The following is a 15,553-nucleotide window of genomic DNA, read 5'->3' as shown; positions in this document are numbered from 1 at the left end:
TCATAACTCATCACCTCATTTGTCGGACAATTTCCTTCGCACTCGATACCGAGGTCAGTACACCATTGCTCGAAAGTCCTAGGCTGAAGACTTGATGATTTGGTGGTTTCCATAATTGCGGTTAACGGTTAGGGCTTTGCGAAGATGGCGGCTAGAAAGCACTTCACTGTCGCCCAGCACAAAACTTAGTTAAATGTAGAAAATTTCGAGAATAACGCCATTCGCCATTTTTGCAAAGGACGTGTTATGCGCAGTTTATCTATTTAAAAGATTTTTCATTTCGGCTGTAGTCTTTGTTACCCATTGATCCACAGTTATAGGTCCTCTGGTTCCTGTAAAATATGTAGACACTAACCGATGCTGTTCTTCTGTCAGATAGACCATGTAATAACCATCATCAAAAGATAATAAGTAGATCTGTTCTTTCGCGTTTTGCAGGCCTAATTCAATGTTGATCATTTCAGCAGTCTTTGCAATAGTTTCACCTTGCATTAATATTCCCCCTGAAAATAAAGTGTAATATCTGCCATTCATTCTCAAAGAGTGTAAACCGCCGTCATGACTGTCCTCACTATAATGCATGGAAACTTTTAGTTTTTCAAAAAGCGGCTTCATCTCCTTTAACAAGGAAACAACACCGTCCTCTTCAAACAATTCTTCCCCATCACCACAACTATAAAACCTAAGGTCATAAGAAACGTACGGAGGCATGTTGCTGAATTCTGTTAGGAAATCACCATTATTGTTGAATTGATGAGTCAATGAATCTTTAACCAGCGATACTTTGTCTGGATCCGTGTGTTCGAAGAATCCTAAATCTGTAAGTGCTGAAATAAATTCTTTAGCGTTCATATTTGCTTTTTTAAGAGGCACTGTGTCAGTCGAAGTATTTGCACTTTCCATTCGCACTTCTTTAGTCTTTTCAGACGTTCCACATGAGACGACAAATAATGCGAAGATCAGGAATAGTACATAATTCATGGGTGTTTTAATTGCGCATAACATCTGGGTTTACGAATTTCGTATATATCCCATTTACCTGAACTCCTGCTCTTTCGTTCATTCGTTGCGTTTTCGGTTTGGTTTTTAGGCTTCACAGTACATATTTAACACTATTTTTCATCATTTCAAATTAAATATTCATGCTGTCCAGCGGGTTCCTGATCTGATCAAAACCACGGGTTGTTACGTGTGTGTAGATTTCGGTGGTTTTACTGCTTTCATGTCCCAACAAGGTTTGAATGTAGCGAAGATCGGTTCCGTTTTCCAGCAGATGGGTCGCGAAACTATGTCTCAAGGTATGCATCGTAGCAGGCTTAGTAATGCCTGCAGCCTTTAAGCTCTTTTTCAGGATTATCTGCAGACTCCTGGCCGAGTACTGCTCCCCGCTGTATCCCTCGAATAGCCATTCTTTAGGCTTGTTTTCTTTCACGTACTGCCGCAACACCTGGAGCGTCTTATCTGCCAGCAGCGTGTACCGGTCTTTTTTTCCCTTGCTTTGACTTACTCTGATTTGCTTTCTTTGTCCATCAATATCACTTACTTTTAGGTTCAACAGTTCACTGACCCTCAATCCTCCTGAATAGCAGGTGATCAACATTGCCCGGTGTTTGAGATTGTAGGTATGCTGAAGCAGCTTACCCACTTCTTCACTACTCAGCACGGTTGGCAAGGTCTTCTCTTTTTTTGGCCGGTCAATATGATACAGCTTTCTTTGTCCGCCTAACACCCGCTCGTAATAGAATTTGATGGCATTGATCGCCTGGTTTTGATAGGAAGTGGAGACCATACGCTCCATTACCAGATAACGCAGGTAGGCTATGATCTTTTTCTCATCGATCCGGTCAATTTCCAGTTGGTGATAGTAGTTTATAAATTCTTCAAAAGCATTCCTGTAAGTTTTTATGGTGGCGGAACTATACCGCAGCTCCTTCAATTTATCCAGGTATTCCTCAGGAGTGCTCCGGTAGTTTGGAATAGTCGCGGGACTTCTTCTTGGCTTTCCTTCGGGTGTAGCTTCTTCCTCATAAAGAAAGTTTTTGTTTTCTGCTTCAATAAGCGCTTTCAGGTCATTAAGAACGGAGGGAGAATAGGGAAGGGCCCACCACTTATTCGTCGGGTCCCAGGAGCTATACGGAAGCTCCTTCAGGTACTTCTGTAATTTCGGAAACGAACTAAACAATACCTTCAGTCGTCTGGAAGCTGTTTTTACTACCAGAACCTCCTTGAAGGGTAGCTTTCGTTCCCGCTGCGCTTGCTCTGCTATAGTTCCATCAGCTTTTAGTTCGTTTATTTCTGTTAAACGCTGCCCGAAATAGCTTTTCAGCAAATCCAGATTTCCGGGGTAGTTCGGGAGCTGCCAGATCCGGTCTTTTTTATTCCAGAAGCTGTACCTCAGGCTCTTGAGAAAAAGGACATCTGCGTCATTGGCAGGCATTTTAAGCAGTATTTTCTTTTCTGTAACGGTTACTGATGGCCCATTTCGTCTTTTTTCCGCCGTGGCGACCTTTGCTTCAGCACGCTTAGCTAACTCCGGAAACAACAGAAGTAGCTCTTTCCATGCTGCGGTTGTATAGGGGATGTGCCAAGCTTTTAATGTCCGGCTCCACCGGGCGTCATAGATGGTTTTGATTTTCGCGCTCAGTAGCGCATTATATTCGAATTCTACTTTAATCCGGAGAGCTCCCTGGTGGATTACTTTAGATACTTGCATAAGGTTTTTATTGAAAAAGTTAGCGTATCAATTTCGTAAACCCGCCCAATTTGGAGGGGTTTACGAAATTGGTATTACCGATTTTGACGTGTCCGCTATTTTTCCATCTCCAGCCCGGATACAGCTGAGGGCTCTTTTTGTCCCAGCCATTTACCCCCGATACAGCGAAAGCCGGAGGTGGGCGCGCCACGTTTCAGCACATTCTTTTCGGTGGCGTTCAACAATAAAAACAGCAGCATATACCCTCTGTGCAGTTGGTGTGCAACCTCAAACTCGCAGGAACCTGTGGTGACGCTTAAGGGAAAGGGCCTCGAATAGCTGACGGAACTTTCAACGCAGCCACTTTCGGGGTCAATAAAAAGGCAGACAACACCAAAGAAATAGCCGTCTGCAAACTTTCTTCTGAAATTTGGTACGGCGTGCCAGCTTACCTCAATTTTAGTGCTTTCGTCATCACCGCTTAGTTGTGTCTGAGGGGAAGTAAGCCTCGTGATCTTATATTCCTCATAGACGTCGAAACCGTTGAACTTCCCGGGATCCAGCAGATCGTTCTTTCCATAAGCCAGCCGGACAGCTGACAGCAGTCTGGGCCAGAACCGGAAGGGTTTGCTCTCCAGGAAATGAGGTAGCAGTGCGGCCCTTATCAGGCTTGCGTCTCGATTACCCTGGGAAAGCTGGAGACAGCTGTTTTGCATTGAGGGGTTTAAGGGAGCCTCCTGATACGTTCCTCTTTTTGCACGAGTGTGTTCGCCGTAACTTTTACTTTGAACGATAATGAGACCATCGCTGGTTCTTCGCGCCTTTTTTCTTTTTTTCATGACAGGTTAGGTTTTATTAGTATTTTTAGAAAATCATCTCCTAATATACCTCTTCTTTTAACAATCTGAAAAAGCTTACACTGACCTTACAGCGACCTTATAGCGATATTATAGCGACCTTATAGCGATGTTTTTCGGCTTGTGTTCAGGATTGGTTCATACTAAGCTCAGGATTAGCTTATAATTGGAAGGGAACAGATTCGGCCCGACTTTGGCGTTTGTTGCTGTTTTTCCGAACAAATGCCGAATCAAGTCTAAAGCAGGACGGGCGCTGTCACCTGCTTGGTACATACTCATTCGGGAGCAGGGTGCAACTTTCCCGGTTTTAGGTTTTGATTCGCGCTTAGGATATCCGGTGCACTTGCTTGGTTGAATAATAACGTTAAAGACAATTGAGGAGAGGGGCAAGAGCTTCAACTGTGGTAATTCAGCAACGGCTTACTCTTCTCCCTTTCCCCAATACATCGGCGTCACCACACCTGCAGCCTTAGCCAAATCCATAGCGGCCTTACTTCTTCGGCCGCTATTGCAGTAAAAGATGAGGGTTTTGTCGGGAGGGAATTCGTGAACGCTGTCCGCGATTTCGGAAAGGGGGATATTTACATCACCTACAGGATCAGCTTCTGCTTCCAGCGGCTCCCGTACGTCGACCAGGAAAATCTCTTCCGGCTTTTCCGCCAGCATCCGTTCTATTGCTGAATAGGAGAGGCCTTCGTCCGCCTGAGCAGCAGGGCGGGTGGCTGCGGAAGGTGTGCGTTGTACCTCGAGTACCCGTTTCACTTTAAAAAAGTTGATAGCATTGTCGAGCACGTTGAGCACCATCAGCTTTCCGGATAGTGGCTCGCCAATCTCCAGGATCACCTTCAGCGCCTCGTTCGCCATATAGGTGCCGACAATTCCGGGCAATACACCCAGAACGCCGTTGACGGCACAATTGGGCGCTTCTCCCGCTTCGGGGAAGACACAGCGGTAGGTGGGGCCACCGCGGTAGTTAAAGACAGATACCTGTCCCTCAAAGCCGAAAATAGATCCGAATACCAGGGGCTTATCCAGCTGTACGCAAGCATCATTAACCAGGTAACGGGTTTCGAAATTATCGGAACCGTCGACGATCAGATCAAAAGCTTCAAAAATAACTGTGGCATTTTCAGATGTAAGTCTAACAGCAAAAGGCCGTACGGCAACATAGGGATTTAAGGCCAGGAGCTTGGTAGCTGCCGTTTCTGCCTTGCTTTTTCCTACATCTGCCACCGAGTAAAGGATTTGCCGGTGCAGGTTGGTCTCGTCCACCACATCGTGGTCGATGATGCCGATCGTACCTACGCCTGCAGCAGTAAGGTATTGCAGTACCGGGCAACCTAGTCCCCCGGCACCAACCACCAGCACTTTTGCTGCTTTCAGCTTTTGCTGGCCCTCAAGACCGATATCTGAAAGGATGATCTGCCGGCTGTATCGTTTTGACTCTTCTTTGCTTAACATGTTTTTCAACAATCCTTGATGCTGGTCAGACTTCCTACTGCTTAGACAAAAGCCCGGTCCCAGTCTTTCCAAACCGGTTCGTAGCCCTGTTTCCGGATGATGGCCGCAATTTCTTCCGGCGAACGTTCGTCAGAGATCTCGAATTGCTCCAGCGATTCAGGCTCTACTACATAGCCCCCGGGATTGGTCTTTGAACCGGCACTGATGGATGTGATGCCTAATTTAATCACATTATTCCTAAACTTCTCCGATTCGCGCGTTGAGAGCGAAATTTCCACCTCCTCGTCGAACAGCCGGTAGGCACAGATCAGCTGCACCAGCTCTTTGTCGTTCATCTCCACCTTCGGTTCCAGTCCTCCTGAAAAGGGCCGCAAACGAGGGAAAGAGAGGCTGTATTTGGTTTTCCAGTACCGCTTTTCGAGGTAATCGAGGTGCATGGCCGTGAAAAAGGAATCGGTACGCCAGTCTTCCAGGCCGATCAATACCCCCAGACCCATTTTGTGGATTCCTGCCCGTCCCAAACGATCAGGCGTTTCGATGCGGTAGTTGAAGTTCGACTTTTTCCCTTTGGGATGATGTTTTTTGTAGTCCTCCTTATGGTAAGTCTCCTGATACACCAATACTGTATTCAAACCGTAGGGAATCAGCTCCCGGTAGTCCTCTTCGTCCAGTGGCTGTACCTCCATGGAGATGTGTGAGAAATGAGGTTTCAGTAGTTCCAGCGTTTTTTTGAAGTAGTCCACGTGGACCGTCTGATTCGCCTCTCCCGTCACCAGCAGGACATGGTCGTAACCCATTTCCTTGATGGCGGCAGCTTCCTGCATGATCTCCATTGGGGTCAAAGTTCTCCGCTTTACCTTATTGTCCAGACTGAAACCGCAGTAGGTACAGATGTTGTTGCACTCGTTCGACAGGTAGAGCGGGATGTACATCTGGATCACTTTGCCGAAACGCTTCTGCGTCAGTTGGTGACTTAGCTGCGCCATCGGCTCCAGGTAGGCTGCAGCAGCGGGAGAAACAAGGGCCTTGAAATCTTCCAGGTTTCGTTTAGACGCTCCTAAAGCATGCTCCACATCGGCGCTGGTTTTGCTGTAAATGCTTTCTTTGACCTCATCCCAGCTATACTGATCAAAAATTTCCGCAAAGCTATTCATCTAAAAATGCTGTTAAAGGACTACTTGCTATGGCGTGATTTACCGGTTTTGCCAGCCGCGCTTCATAAGCCATTCTTCCGGCTTCGCAGGCCAGTTTAAATGCTTCGGCCATTTGCACAGGATGGTCGGATACAGCAATGGCGGTATTCACCAGCACGGCATCTGCCCCCAGTTCAAAGGCTTGGGCAGCATCAGAAGGAGAGCCAATTCCTGCATCTACTACTACCGGAACCCTGCTCTGCTCAATGATGATTTCAAGAAAGTCGATCGTTTTTAAGCCTTTGTTTGATCCGATCGGGGAGCCCAAAGGCATCACTGCCGCTGCTCCGACCTCTTCCAGCCGCTTGCACAAAACAGGATCGGCGTGGATGTAGGGGAGTACGATGAATCCCATCTTGACCAGTTCTTCTGTGGCCAGCAGCGTTTCAATCGGATCGGGCATCAGGTACTTCGGATCGGGATGGATCTCCAGCTTCAGCCAGTTCGTCTCCAGTGCTTCACGGGCTAGTTGGGCAGCAAAAACTGCTTCCTTTGCTGTTCTGACCCCTGAAGTATTGGGTAGAAGGTTGATATGGGGATGTTTTAGATGGAGTAGGATATCATCCTGATCATTGTTAATGTCTACCCGTTTCAGCGCTACGGTCACCAGCTCCGAACCCGAAGCTACCAATGCCGCTTCCATCAGCTCTGAGGAGCTGAACTTCCCGGTTCCGGTGAACAGGCGCGATTTGAAGGTTTTATCTGCAATCTTTAACATGATACTAGCATTGTTGTGATGGCTAAGCTTACACCAGCTGTTTCGCTGATTGGTCTTTGCCTAGTTGTTCATAAAATTCTGCTACTGTTTGTGCTCTGTCGGCCGCAAAGGTGATCGCTCCCGAAACGGCTACGCCATAGAGCCCCGCCTCAAGCAGTTCCGCAACGTCTTCCAGTTCGACGGCACCGATCGCAATGATCGGGATGCTAATTCCCGCTTCTGCCATTTGTGCAAGGATCCGGCGGTAACCCTCCATCCCTAAAATAGGACTGAGCTTTTCTTTCGTAGTGGTGAAGCGCAGAGGGCCCAGGCCCACGTAATCTGCTCCTTCCTGCACGCGCAGTTGAATATGCTCGCAGGTGTTGGCGGTTCCGCCGATGATCATGTCTGGGCCTACGATTTCCCTTGCCTGTGGGATAGGCATATCTTGCAAACCCAGGTGCAAGCCAAAAGCGGAAACTTCTTTGGCAAGCTCCGGAAAATCATTGATGATAAGTTTCGCCGAAAAGGAATCACAGAGCAATTTTGCCTGCACGGCGATATCCCTTACCACGCTCTCGGGTTGGTTTTTAACGCGCAGTTGGATCCATTTGCAGCCTGCTTCCAGCGCATTTTTAATAGCTTCCAGATGGCTAAGCCCTTCTTTCTGCTGTGAGATATAATGTAGTTGATCGATCATAAGTGATGGTAGCCCAAAAGGCTGTTGTTACTGTTTAAAAAAACTTCGGTATATGTTTTCGCCAGTCGGCAGGACTCAAGGAGCGTATTTCCCAGAGCCAGTCGCGCTGTAATAGCCGACGCCAAGACGCAGCCGGAGCCGTGTTTTTGCTGCACCTCTGCTACGCCTGCCGGTATCTCAAAAGCCTTTCCGTTCTCATAGAGCACATCTACGCCTTTTCTGGCCGGGTGATGCCCGCCTTTCAGTAGCACATTGCAGAAGGCTTCAATCGGCGAACCCAGCATGCTGTCCAGTTGAACTTTCTCCTCATAATTGGGCGTGACCAGGCTGAGCTGCGTCAGTACGCGGCGCAGCTCAGCCGGATCTACGGAAGTATGAAAAGAATAACCGGCAGTCGCTTTCAACACCGGGTCCAGGACAATGCACATGGATGGATTATGGGCTTTCAGGAAATCGAGGACCCCCAGCAAGACCTCCATAGACGGAACAATCCCGATTTTGCAGGCATCGATCCTGAACCTTCTGGTAAGCACAGCAACCTGATCCATTATCTGCTCCTTTTCCAGCCATTGTGTCCGCTCAAACTCCTGGTCGTTTTGAACGGTGAGCGCCGAGCAAACCCCAAAGCCGTACACTTCATGCTGCTCAAAGGTCTTCACATCTGCCAGCACACCGGCACCTGCGCTTGGGTCGAAACCTGCTATACTTAGTACATAAGGGCGCTGGTTCATAGGCTCTGGAGTTTCGCTTTAAGTATTTGAAAGGTTTCCACAGCTTTTTCCGGCTCTGTCCAGAGGCTTCCCAGTACGGCCGCTCCGTCAAAGTTCATTTCCTTTAGTTGCAGGATGTTCTCCGCATGGATCCCACCAAGTCCGATTACTTCGAGCACCTTGTCGCTTTCCTGTAACGAGAAGCCGGCCGCTGTACGTCCTTTATAGCCCGGTTTCGATATGCTGTCGAAAACAGGACTGAAAAACGCATAGTCGAAAATGGTTTGCAGGTTCTTCAGATCTTTGACTTCATGCACGGATGTACTTAAAGTGTATCGAAGATCCCGTAGCCAGGCAAAGTCCTGAAGCTTCAGTCTTTTCCGCTGACTTTCCCCGAAGTGCAAGGATTTGATGCCATACTCTTTCGCAATTGAATGATGCTGATGGATCGAGATCCGGCTACAAAAAGCCTTGGGAATAGCATTCAACAAGGCTCTGAAAGCAGCTTCATCCGACTCCGGCTTGCGGATGTGCAGGCGCTGAAGTCCTGCCTCAAACAAAGCCTGGATTAAATCCGCCTCCCCATCAAAGAAATCCGGAAGAGTAATGGCAATCAGTTTCATTTATAGATACAGTTCGCTGCCTTTTTCAGCAAATTCCTTAGATTTTTCCTGCATCCCTTTGAGCAGCGCATCTTCTTCTCCCAAACCTGTTTCATCTGCATATTTCCGCACATCCTGCGTGATCTTCATCGAACAGAAGTTCGGTCCGCACATCGAACAGAAATGCGCTACTTTCGCACCTTCGGCGGGAAGGGTCTCGTCATGGAATTCCCGGGCCGTATCCGGATCCAATGACAGATTAAACTGATCTTCCCAGCGGAACTCGAAGCGCGCCTTACTCAATGCGTTATCGCGATACTGCGCTCCGGGATGCCCCTTGGCCAGGTCGGCAGCATGGGCGGCAATCTTGTAGGTGATCACTCCGTCTTTCACATCCTTCTTGTTCGGCAGTCCCAAATGTTCCTTTGGCGTCACATAGCAAAGCATGGAAGTTCCAAACCAGCCGATCATGGCAGCGCCGATAGCGGAAGTGATATGGTCATATCCGGGAGCAATATCCGTGGTCAGCGGTCCCAGGGTATAGAAGGGCGCCTCCTTGCAATGTTTCAGCTGCTTGTCCATGTTCTCTTTGATCATGTGCATAGGTACGTGACCGGGGCCTTCGATGATCGTCTGTACATCATGCTTCCAGGCGATCTCCGTTAGTTCGCCGAGTGTTTCCAGTTCTGCAAACTGGGCGGCATCATTGGCGTCAGCAATACTTCCGGGACGCAGGCCGTCGCCCAGTGAGAAGGACACGTCGTAAGCTTTCATGATCTCACAGATCTCTTCGAAATGCGTATACAGGAAGTTCTCTTTGTGATGTGCCAGGCACCATTTGGCCATGATAGAACCTCCCCGGGATACGATCCCCGTAAGCCTTTTCGCAGTCAATGGCACGTAGCGAAGCAATACACCGGCGTGAATCGTGAAGTAGTCGACGCCCTGTTCTGCCTGTTCGATCAGGGTATCCCGGAACAGTTCCCAGGTTAACTCCTCGGCTTTCCCGTTTACTTTCTCCAGGGCCTGGTAAATAGGAACGGTACCAATCGGCACAGGGGAGTTGCGGATGATCCACTCGCGGGTTTCGTGAATGTTTTTACCGGTTGACAGATCCATGATGGTGTCTGCTCCCCAGCGACAGGCCCACACCGCTTTCTCCACCTCTTCCTCGATGGTAGAGGTCACCGCTGAATTCCCGATATTGGCATTGATCTTCACCAGGAAATTCCTGCCGATGATCATGGGCTCTAATTCAGGGTGGTTGATGTTAGATGGAATCACGGCACGTCCTGCCGCTACTTCCTGGCGAACAAACTCCGGCGTGATATAGCTTTTAGGCGTATTGGCGCCAAAGCTGTGGCCTGCATGCTGTTTGGCCAGCAGGTCGTAATGGCCATTAAGCTGCTCTTTCAGGGATTCGATCCGCTGATTTTCGCGGATCGCGATGTATTCCATCTCCGGCGTAATGATACCTTTTTTCGCATAGTGCATCTGCGAAACGTTCATGCCGCTTTTGGCTTTAAGCGGTTTGCTGATATGTGCAAAGCGAAGCGAGTCCAGACTTTCGTCGGTCAGTCGCTGCTTGCCATAGGCAGAACTTACGTCCGGCAGCTGCTCCACATCACCGCGGTTGAGGATCCACTGCTCGCGTAATTTGGGAAGGCCTTGTTTGACATCGATGGCAATGGAAGGATCCGTGTAAGGACCGCTGGTATCATAAACGGTAACCGAAGCGTTTTTTTCGGTTTCCCCCAATTTACCGTGTAGCCTGGTATCCGTCAGGCTGATCTCCCGCATGGCGACAGCGATATCGTGCAGCTCTCCCTTCACGTAGATCTTCTTGGAAGCCGGGAAGGGGGCACGGGTGATGGTTTGTTCGGTAGGCGTTTTTTCTAATTTCATGAGATCATCTAATTAGCTTAGTTCTGTTGTGATTTTGTTCCTGGATGGGGGCTTAGCCTCCCTGAGTGGCTTTGATGAGCATCACCTTGTCGTTCGCTTGTAGCTTATAAACCTGCCATTCGGATTTAGGAACGATGGTTTGGTTGACAGCCACGGCGATACCTTTTTGCATATCCGGCATCAGGGAAGCAAGCAGTTGCTCGACAGAGTAATTTTCGGGAATAGTGCGATGTTGTTGATTGACTGTTATTTCCATTCCTTTTTTGTTTGGGATACTTCAGGAATGGCCTAATAGGATAGGACACAGCACAGGCAATGAAATGCCTTTCACTTTTCCCTTCGGCAGTACTAACTGCATCAGGTTCGGAGGGTATAATCTCAGTCCGTATCGGACACCCCTAAAGTACAATGCAAACTTAGGCTAAAATTTGTTAGGGGACAAAGTTTTTTACCTAAACCCATTTTTTTTAAGATTTACCGGGTTACTTTTTAAAAAAAACGGTATAAAAAGTAGGTTTATAATTGGTTAGTTTGAGCTCTCGCCCATCGAGGGCTCTTTTTTATTGAACATTCCTTCCTGCCTTCGGCAATTGGGAATTACGGAATTTTCAGCTTAAGCAAGTAGTGGGAGCGCAAAACAAAAAGTGCTTCCTTTTCCCACCTCACTATCTACCCATAATCTTCCCTGTTGATTTTTAACTATTTCCTTGCAGATGTATAAGCCTAAGCCCATCCCGGATTCCTGGTTGCTTTCAGCTTCTTTAACCTTATAAAAGCGTTCGAAGATGTTTGTTAAACTGCTTTCAGCAATACCTCGTCCCCGGTCTTTTATACAAACAATACCTTCGTTTTCCATTTTAGTAAGCTTCACCTCAACTTCGGTGCCCTCACCGGAAAATTTAATTGCATTGGTAAGCAAGTTCTCGATGACCTGTGCTATTTTGAACTTATCTCCTTTAGTTTTCAGGCCCTTTTCAGTTTCTAAGACAATTCTTCTTGTTGTGACTGTATCCTTGAACTCTTCTACTATTTCGGTTAATAAAGAATCCAGCATATACTCATCGCTCCGCGGCGTCAATTTACCACTATCAATTTTCGAGGCCATCACCAGATCTTTAATGAGTGTAGTGAGGCTGTTTACTTTTGCATCCATCTTAGACAGCATCAGCCGCGGCTTTTCGTCTTCCAATTTTTGAAAGTAGCGTAGAAGGAGCTGGGAGTAAGACTTAATTGAGGTCAAAGGCGTTTTAAGCTCGTGACTTATCGTACTTATAAATTCATCTTTATGCCGTTCCAGTTGTTTCCTTCCGGTGATATCTACCAGAGAGGTATAGCCGAAGGTTTCACCTTTGTCTTTGAACCGGATAGTATTTACGAGGCACCACACTTCACGTTTATCCTTTCTGATGAGACAGGCCTCCAGTTGAAATGAAGGCAACTCTCTCTTCCATAATGCTTCATGCAGATCATACCAGTACTTTATAAAATCAGGATGAGTATATTCAAGAATACACGTTTCTAGTAATTCTTCCCTGGAGTAACCAAGCAAATCGCCGAGCGCTTCATTAAGCTGAATCATTTTGAGATCCAGATTAATGATCTTATTCGCAACCTTACTTTCATTGAACACGGTCACAAATCGTTCCTGGCTTTCCTTTAGGTCTTCTTCTACCGTCAGACGCTTCTGCAGTCTTGATAAAGTGTCCTTATGAGCTGCTATTAATGCCTCGTTCTCCTTTCTCAGCCGTTCATTCTCTTCTTCGAGTTTACTATAAGTATTGTCCAATGGTTCTATGTTATGGTAGTGGGTGTATGATTCAAAAATTCATAATAGAAACATAGATAGCCGCTTAATGATTGGTGGGGAGATTAATTTTTATGCAGTTCAGTTGGAGCGTTTCCACTCTTCCTGCTGAAGACGGGTGTTCTTTATAAAAGAAGCTGTTACAGGGGACGAACGCTGATGTTTAAACCCGGTTGAAGGGGAAAGCCCGCAATGAAGGGAGGGCGTCGGGTTGGGATGAGGACTTGGACGGAAAAGCGGGGTTTCCGGTGATCCTTACACCCCGAATTGCCGCGTTAGCAGTATCCTAGCGCCACCCAGATGATGATGAAAATGATGACCATAGAGAAGCAGCCGCCTCCCAGTTTTTTTGCTCCGTATCCTGCGATTAATGCTCTAAATAAATTATTCATAAGTTAGATGTTGTACTAGTAGAACTGTAAAAGGGGAGGAAAGGTTTTGAGGGGGCCTGCGGCAGAACATTCGAGCTCGTCGGATCCTTCCCGCAAGGAAAAACAAAACAGTCCTGGTACTATTTTACAACAGACATAATTGACTCAAGGTGATGGAGAAAAAATACGCAGACCTGGTAGAGGCGCAGAAGCACTTTTTCGAAAGCGGGGAAACCTTTAGTTACCAGTTCCGGAAGGAGCAGCTGCTGAAGCTAAAGCAGGGCGTAAGGAAGTTTGAGCGGGAGATTTCGGAAGCCTTGTATCGCGACTTGCGAAAGGCTGAGCTGGAAAGCTACGCCACGGAGATCGGCTTTGTGTACGAGGAGTTGAACTATATGCTGAAGCACCTGAAAAAGTGGATGAAGCCGGAGAAAGTGGCCTCGCCGCTAGTTATGCAGCCTTCTCATTCCCGGATCTACCGGGAGCCCCGAGGACTCACACTTATCATCGCTCCCTGGAATTATCCTTTTCAACTGCTGATTTCGCCACTCGTGGGAGCTATTGCAGGAGGGAACTGTGTGATACTGAAACCTTCGGAGGAAACTGCGCATACGGCAGCGGTAGTAGAACGGATGATCAGGGCGGTATTCCCGGAAAAGTTCGTGGCCCTGGTTCAGGGAAATGGGGCAGAGGTCGTGCCCGCACTGATGGACAACTTTGCCTTCGACCATGTGTTTTTTACGGGAAGTGTGCCTGTTGGAAAGATCATTATGGCAGCGGCGGCGAAGCACCTGACGCCCGTCACGCTTGAGTTAGGCGGGAAAAGTCCTTGTATTGTGGATGAGACGGCAAATCTTGCGGTAGCAGCAAGGAAGATGGTATGGGGGAAGTTTTTGAATGCCGGGCAGACTTGCGTGGCACCCGACTACCTGCTGGTGCAGGAATCTGTGAAAGAGCCGCTATTGCAGGAACTAAAGGCAGCGCTGCTGAAGTTCTACGGTCCTGACCCGGTTGTAAGTCCTGATTACCCGCGGATGGTAAACCGCAAGCGTTTTGACGCAGTGGCGAAGTTCCTGGAGAAGGGGAGAATTATTTTGGGAGGAGACAGCAAGCCCGAAGAACTTTATATCGCTCCCACGCTGATCGATGAAGTGGAACTGGAGGATCCGGTGATGCAGGAGGAGATTTTTGGTCCGGTCTTACCGGTGTTGACCTTCCGATCGATTCAAGAAGTGCCGGGGATCGTAGCACTGAAGCCCTATCCGCTGGCATTGTACCTGTTTACCACCAGCAAGGTGAATGAAGACCTGATCATGCGCAGTATCCGCTTTGGTGGAGGCTGCGTCAACGATACGATGGTGCATCTCGGTAATCCGTCTATACCCTTTGGTGGAGTAGGGACCAGCGGTTTTGGCGCATATCACGGGAAGTATAGCTTTGATACGTTTACGCATGCCAAAGGCGTACTGAAGTCCTCCTCATGGCTGGATATTCCCATGCGTTATCCGCCCTATGCAGGTAAGCTCAAGTGGCTCAAAAAGCTGATGAAGTAAATGGGAATTCCCGAAACCGGAGCGATGAAGGATGGTTCAGAATTAATATGCCTACCGCTTCTTTCTGTTTTTATGATTCGTTGAACGATTTTCTTCCTGCCTCAGCACGTGAGCGCTGGCTGGATTACCCTTTTCTGCACACGCAATCAGTGAAAGACATCATCGAGGCGATCGGCGTCCCGCACCCGGAGATCGGATTTATCCTGCTGAATGGAAGCCCGGTTGCCTTTGAGGCCAGGGTTCGGGAAGCTGACAGGGTAGAAGTTTACCCGGTGCATAAGACCTTCGGCTTTGATAGTATTCTCTTTAGTCCTCCCCAAGTGTACCAATTTGTGCTCGATGTTCACCTGGGAAAGCTCGCCAGACTGATGCGTCTGCTCGGCTTCGATACGCTTTACACCAACACTTATACCGACGCAGAGATAGTCGCTATTGCGGAGCGGGAAAACCGTATTGTGCTGACACGCGATGTGGGCTTGCTGAAGCAGAAGTCGGTGAAGTGGGGTTACTGGCTGCGGTCGCAAAACACGCGTGAACAGTTGCAGGAGGTGATTGCGTACTGGCAACTCAAAGCAGCATTCCGGGAATTTGAGCGCTGCCTGCAGTGCAATGGAAAGTTGCAGCCGGTCGATAAGCAGCAGGTATTGCATAAGCTCCCGCCAAAGACCAGGGAGTTTTTTCAGGAGTTCTTCCAATGCCGCTGCTGCCAGAAGGTGTACTGGAAGGGCTCGCACTACGACAGGATGCAGGCACTGGTGCGGGAGCTGCGGAGTTTGTGATCGGATGGCTCGAAGTCATCCGACCACTTGTCTTGTCCTGAAATAGGTTTACACAAAATGTAGACAAATGGACAAACAGACATTCAGTGAATCCTTCAAAAAGATGGTGGTGGAGCAGGTAGCTCAGGGAAGAGTAAATATTGAGGAAGCCCGACGCCTTTACAACATCAGAGGCCATAGTGCGATACAGCGCTGGCAGCAAAATTTGCTTAAGTATGGCAGATGTTCT

General features: G+C 48.1%; 14 protein-coding genes and 1 riboswitch. Of the genes, 2 read left to right on the top strand and 12 right to left on the bottom strand.

What is annotated here, in order from left to right:
- Positions 1-255 precede the first annotated feature (255 nt).
- The 12 genes from J4N23_RS20880 to J4N23_RS20825 all read right to left on the bottom strand — a co-directional run bounded on the left by J4N23_RS20880 (position 256) and on the right by J4N23_RS20825 (position 12,603).
- Positions 256-981 carry a hypothetical protein gene (locus J4N23_RS20880; RefSeq protein ID WP_207429797.1) on the bottom strand — a complete coding sequence of 242 codons (726 nt, stop codon included), beginning with the start codon at positions 979-981 and terminating at the stop codon, positions 256-258.
- A gap of 151 nt (positions 982-1,132) precedes the next feature.
- A complete protein-coding gene (gene xerA, locus J4N23_RS20875) occupies positions 1,133-2,713 on the bottom strand; it encodes a site-specific tyrosine recombinase/integron integrase (protein ID WP_207429796.1) in 1,581 nt (526 codons plus the stop codon).
- Positions 2,714-2,808: 95 nt separating this feature from the next.
- Entirely contained in the window at positions 2,809-3,531 is a 723-nt protein-coding gene (locus tag J4N23_RS20870; protein ID WP_207429795.1) for a hypothetical protein, read from the bottom strand.
- Between the two features lie 438 nt (positions 3,532-3,969).
- Positions 3,970-5,010, bottom strand: a complete 1,041-nt coding sequence (gene moeB, locus J4N23_RS20865) for a HesA/MoeB/ThiF family protein (protein WP_207429794.1) — start codon at positions 5,008-5,010, stop codon at positions 3,970-3,972.
- A 41-nt stretch (positions 5,011-5,051) separates the two neighbouring features.
- Positions 5,052-6,164 (bottom strand): 2-iminoacetate synthase ThiH, encoded by a 1,113-nt coding sequence (thiH, locus tag J4N23_RS20860; RefSeq protein ID WP_207429793.1) that lies wholly within the window; start codon positions 6,162-6,164, stop codon positions 5,052-5,054.
- On the bottom strand, positions 6,157-6,921 hold the full coding sequence (locus J4N23_RS20855) for a thiazole synthase (protein WP_207429792.1): 765 nt from the start codon (positions 6,919-6,921) through the stop codon (positions 6,157-6,159). Before J4N23_RS20855 ends, thiH begins: the two co-directional genes overlap by 8 nt.
- A gap of 28 nt (positions 6,922-6,949) precedes the next feature.
- Complete coding sequence (locus tag J4N23_RS20850; RefSeq protein ID WP_207429791.1) at positions 6,950-7,600, bottom strand: thiamine phosphate synthase; 651 nt, start codon at positions 7,598-7,600, stop codon at positions 6,950-6,952.
- Positions 7,597-8,331, bottom strand: a complete 735-nt coding sequence (locus J4N23_RS20845) for a hydroxymethylpyrimidine/phosphomethylpyrimidine kinase (RefSeq protein WP_207429790.1) — start codon at positions 8,329-8,331, stop codon at positions 7,597-7,599. Before J4N23_RS20845 ends, J4N23_RS20850 begins: the two co-directional genes overlap by 4 nt.
- Positions 8,328-8,933, bottom strand: coding sequence for a thiamine phosphate synthase (locus tag J4N23_RS20840; protein ID WP_207429789.1), 606 nt, complete (start codon positions 8,931-8,933; stop codon positions 8,328-8,330). Before J4N23_RS20840 ends, J4N23_RS20845 begins: the two co-directional genes overlap by 4 nt.
- Positions 8,934-10,817, bottom strand: coding sequence for a phosphomethylpyrimidine synthase ThiC (gene thiC, locus J4N23_RS20835; RefSeq protein WP_207429788.1), 1,884 nt, complete (start codon positions 10,815-10,817; stop codon positions 8,934-8,936). It abuts the gene before it with no gap.
- 52 nt (positions 10,818-10,869) lie between these two features.
- Positions 10,870-11,073 (bottom strand): sulfur carrier protein ThiS, encoded by a 204-nt coding sequence (gene thiS / locus J4N23_RS20830; protein WP_207429787.1) that lies wholly within the window; start codon positions 11,071-11,073, stop codon positions 10,870-10,872.
- A gap of 61 nt (positions 11,074-11,134) precedes the next feature.
- Positions 11,135-11,227, bottom strand: a riboswitch (TPP riboswitch).
- Between the two features lie 203 nt (positions 11,228-11,430).
- A complete protein-coding gene (locus J4N23_RS20825) occupies positions 11,431-12,603 on the bottom strand; it encodes an ATP-binding protein (RefSeq protein WP_207429786.1) in 1,173 nt (390 codons plus the stop codon).
- Between the two features lie 562 nt (positions 12,604-13,165).
- Between J4N23_RS20825 and J4N23_RS20820 the strand changes: the two genes are divergently transcribed.
- Both J4N23_RS20820 and J4N23_RS20815 read left to right on the top strand, forming a co-directional pair.
- On the top strand, positions 13,166-14,545 hold the full coding sequence (locus tag J4N23_RS20820) for an aldehyde dehydrogenase (protein WP_207429785.1): 1,380 nt from the start codon (positions 13,166-13,168) through the stop codon (positions 14,543-14,545).
- The gene (locus J4N23_RS20815) at positions 14,521-15,324 is read left to right on the top strand and encodes a Mut7-C ubiquitin/RNAse domain-containing protein (protein ID WP_207429784.1); all 804 of its coding nucleotides are present in this window, start codon (positions 14,521-14,523) and stop codon (positions 15,322-15,324) included. The genes J4N23_RS20820 and J4N23_RS20815 overlap by 25 nt, the downstream gene beginning before the upstream one ends.
- Positions 15,325-15,553 lie beyond the last annotated feature (229 nt).

This window comes from Pedobacter sp. SYSU D00535, from assembly GCF_017355855.1.
In the GTDB taxonomy this organism is placed as follows: Bacteria; Bacteroidota; Bacteroidia; order Sphingobacteriales; family Sphingobacteriaceae; genus Desertivirga.
Note: the sequence above shows the minus strand (reverse complement) of the source record. Positions and strands in the feature narration are given on the sequence as shown.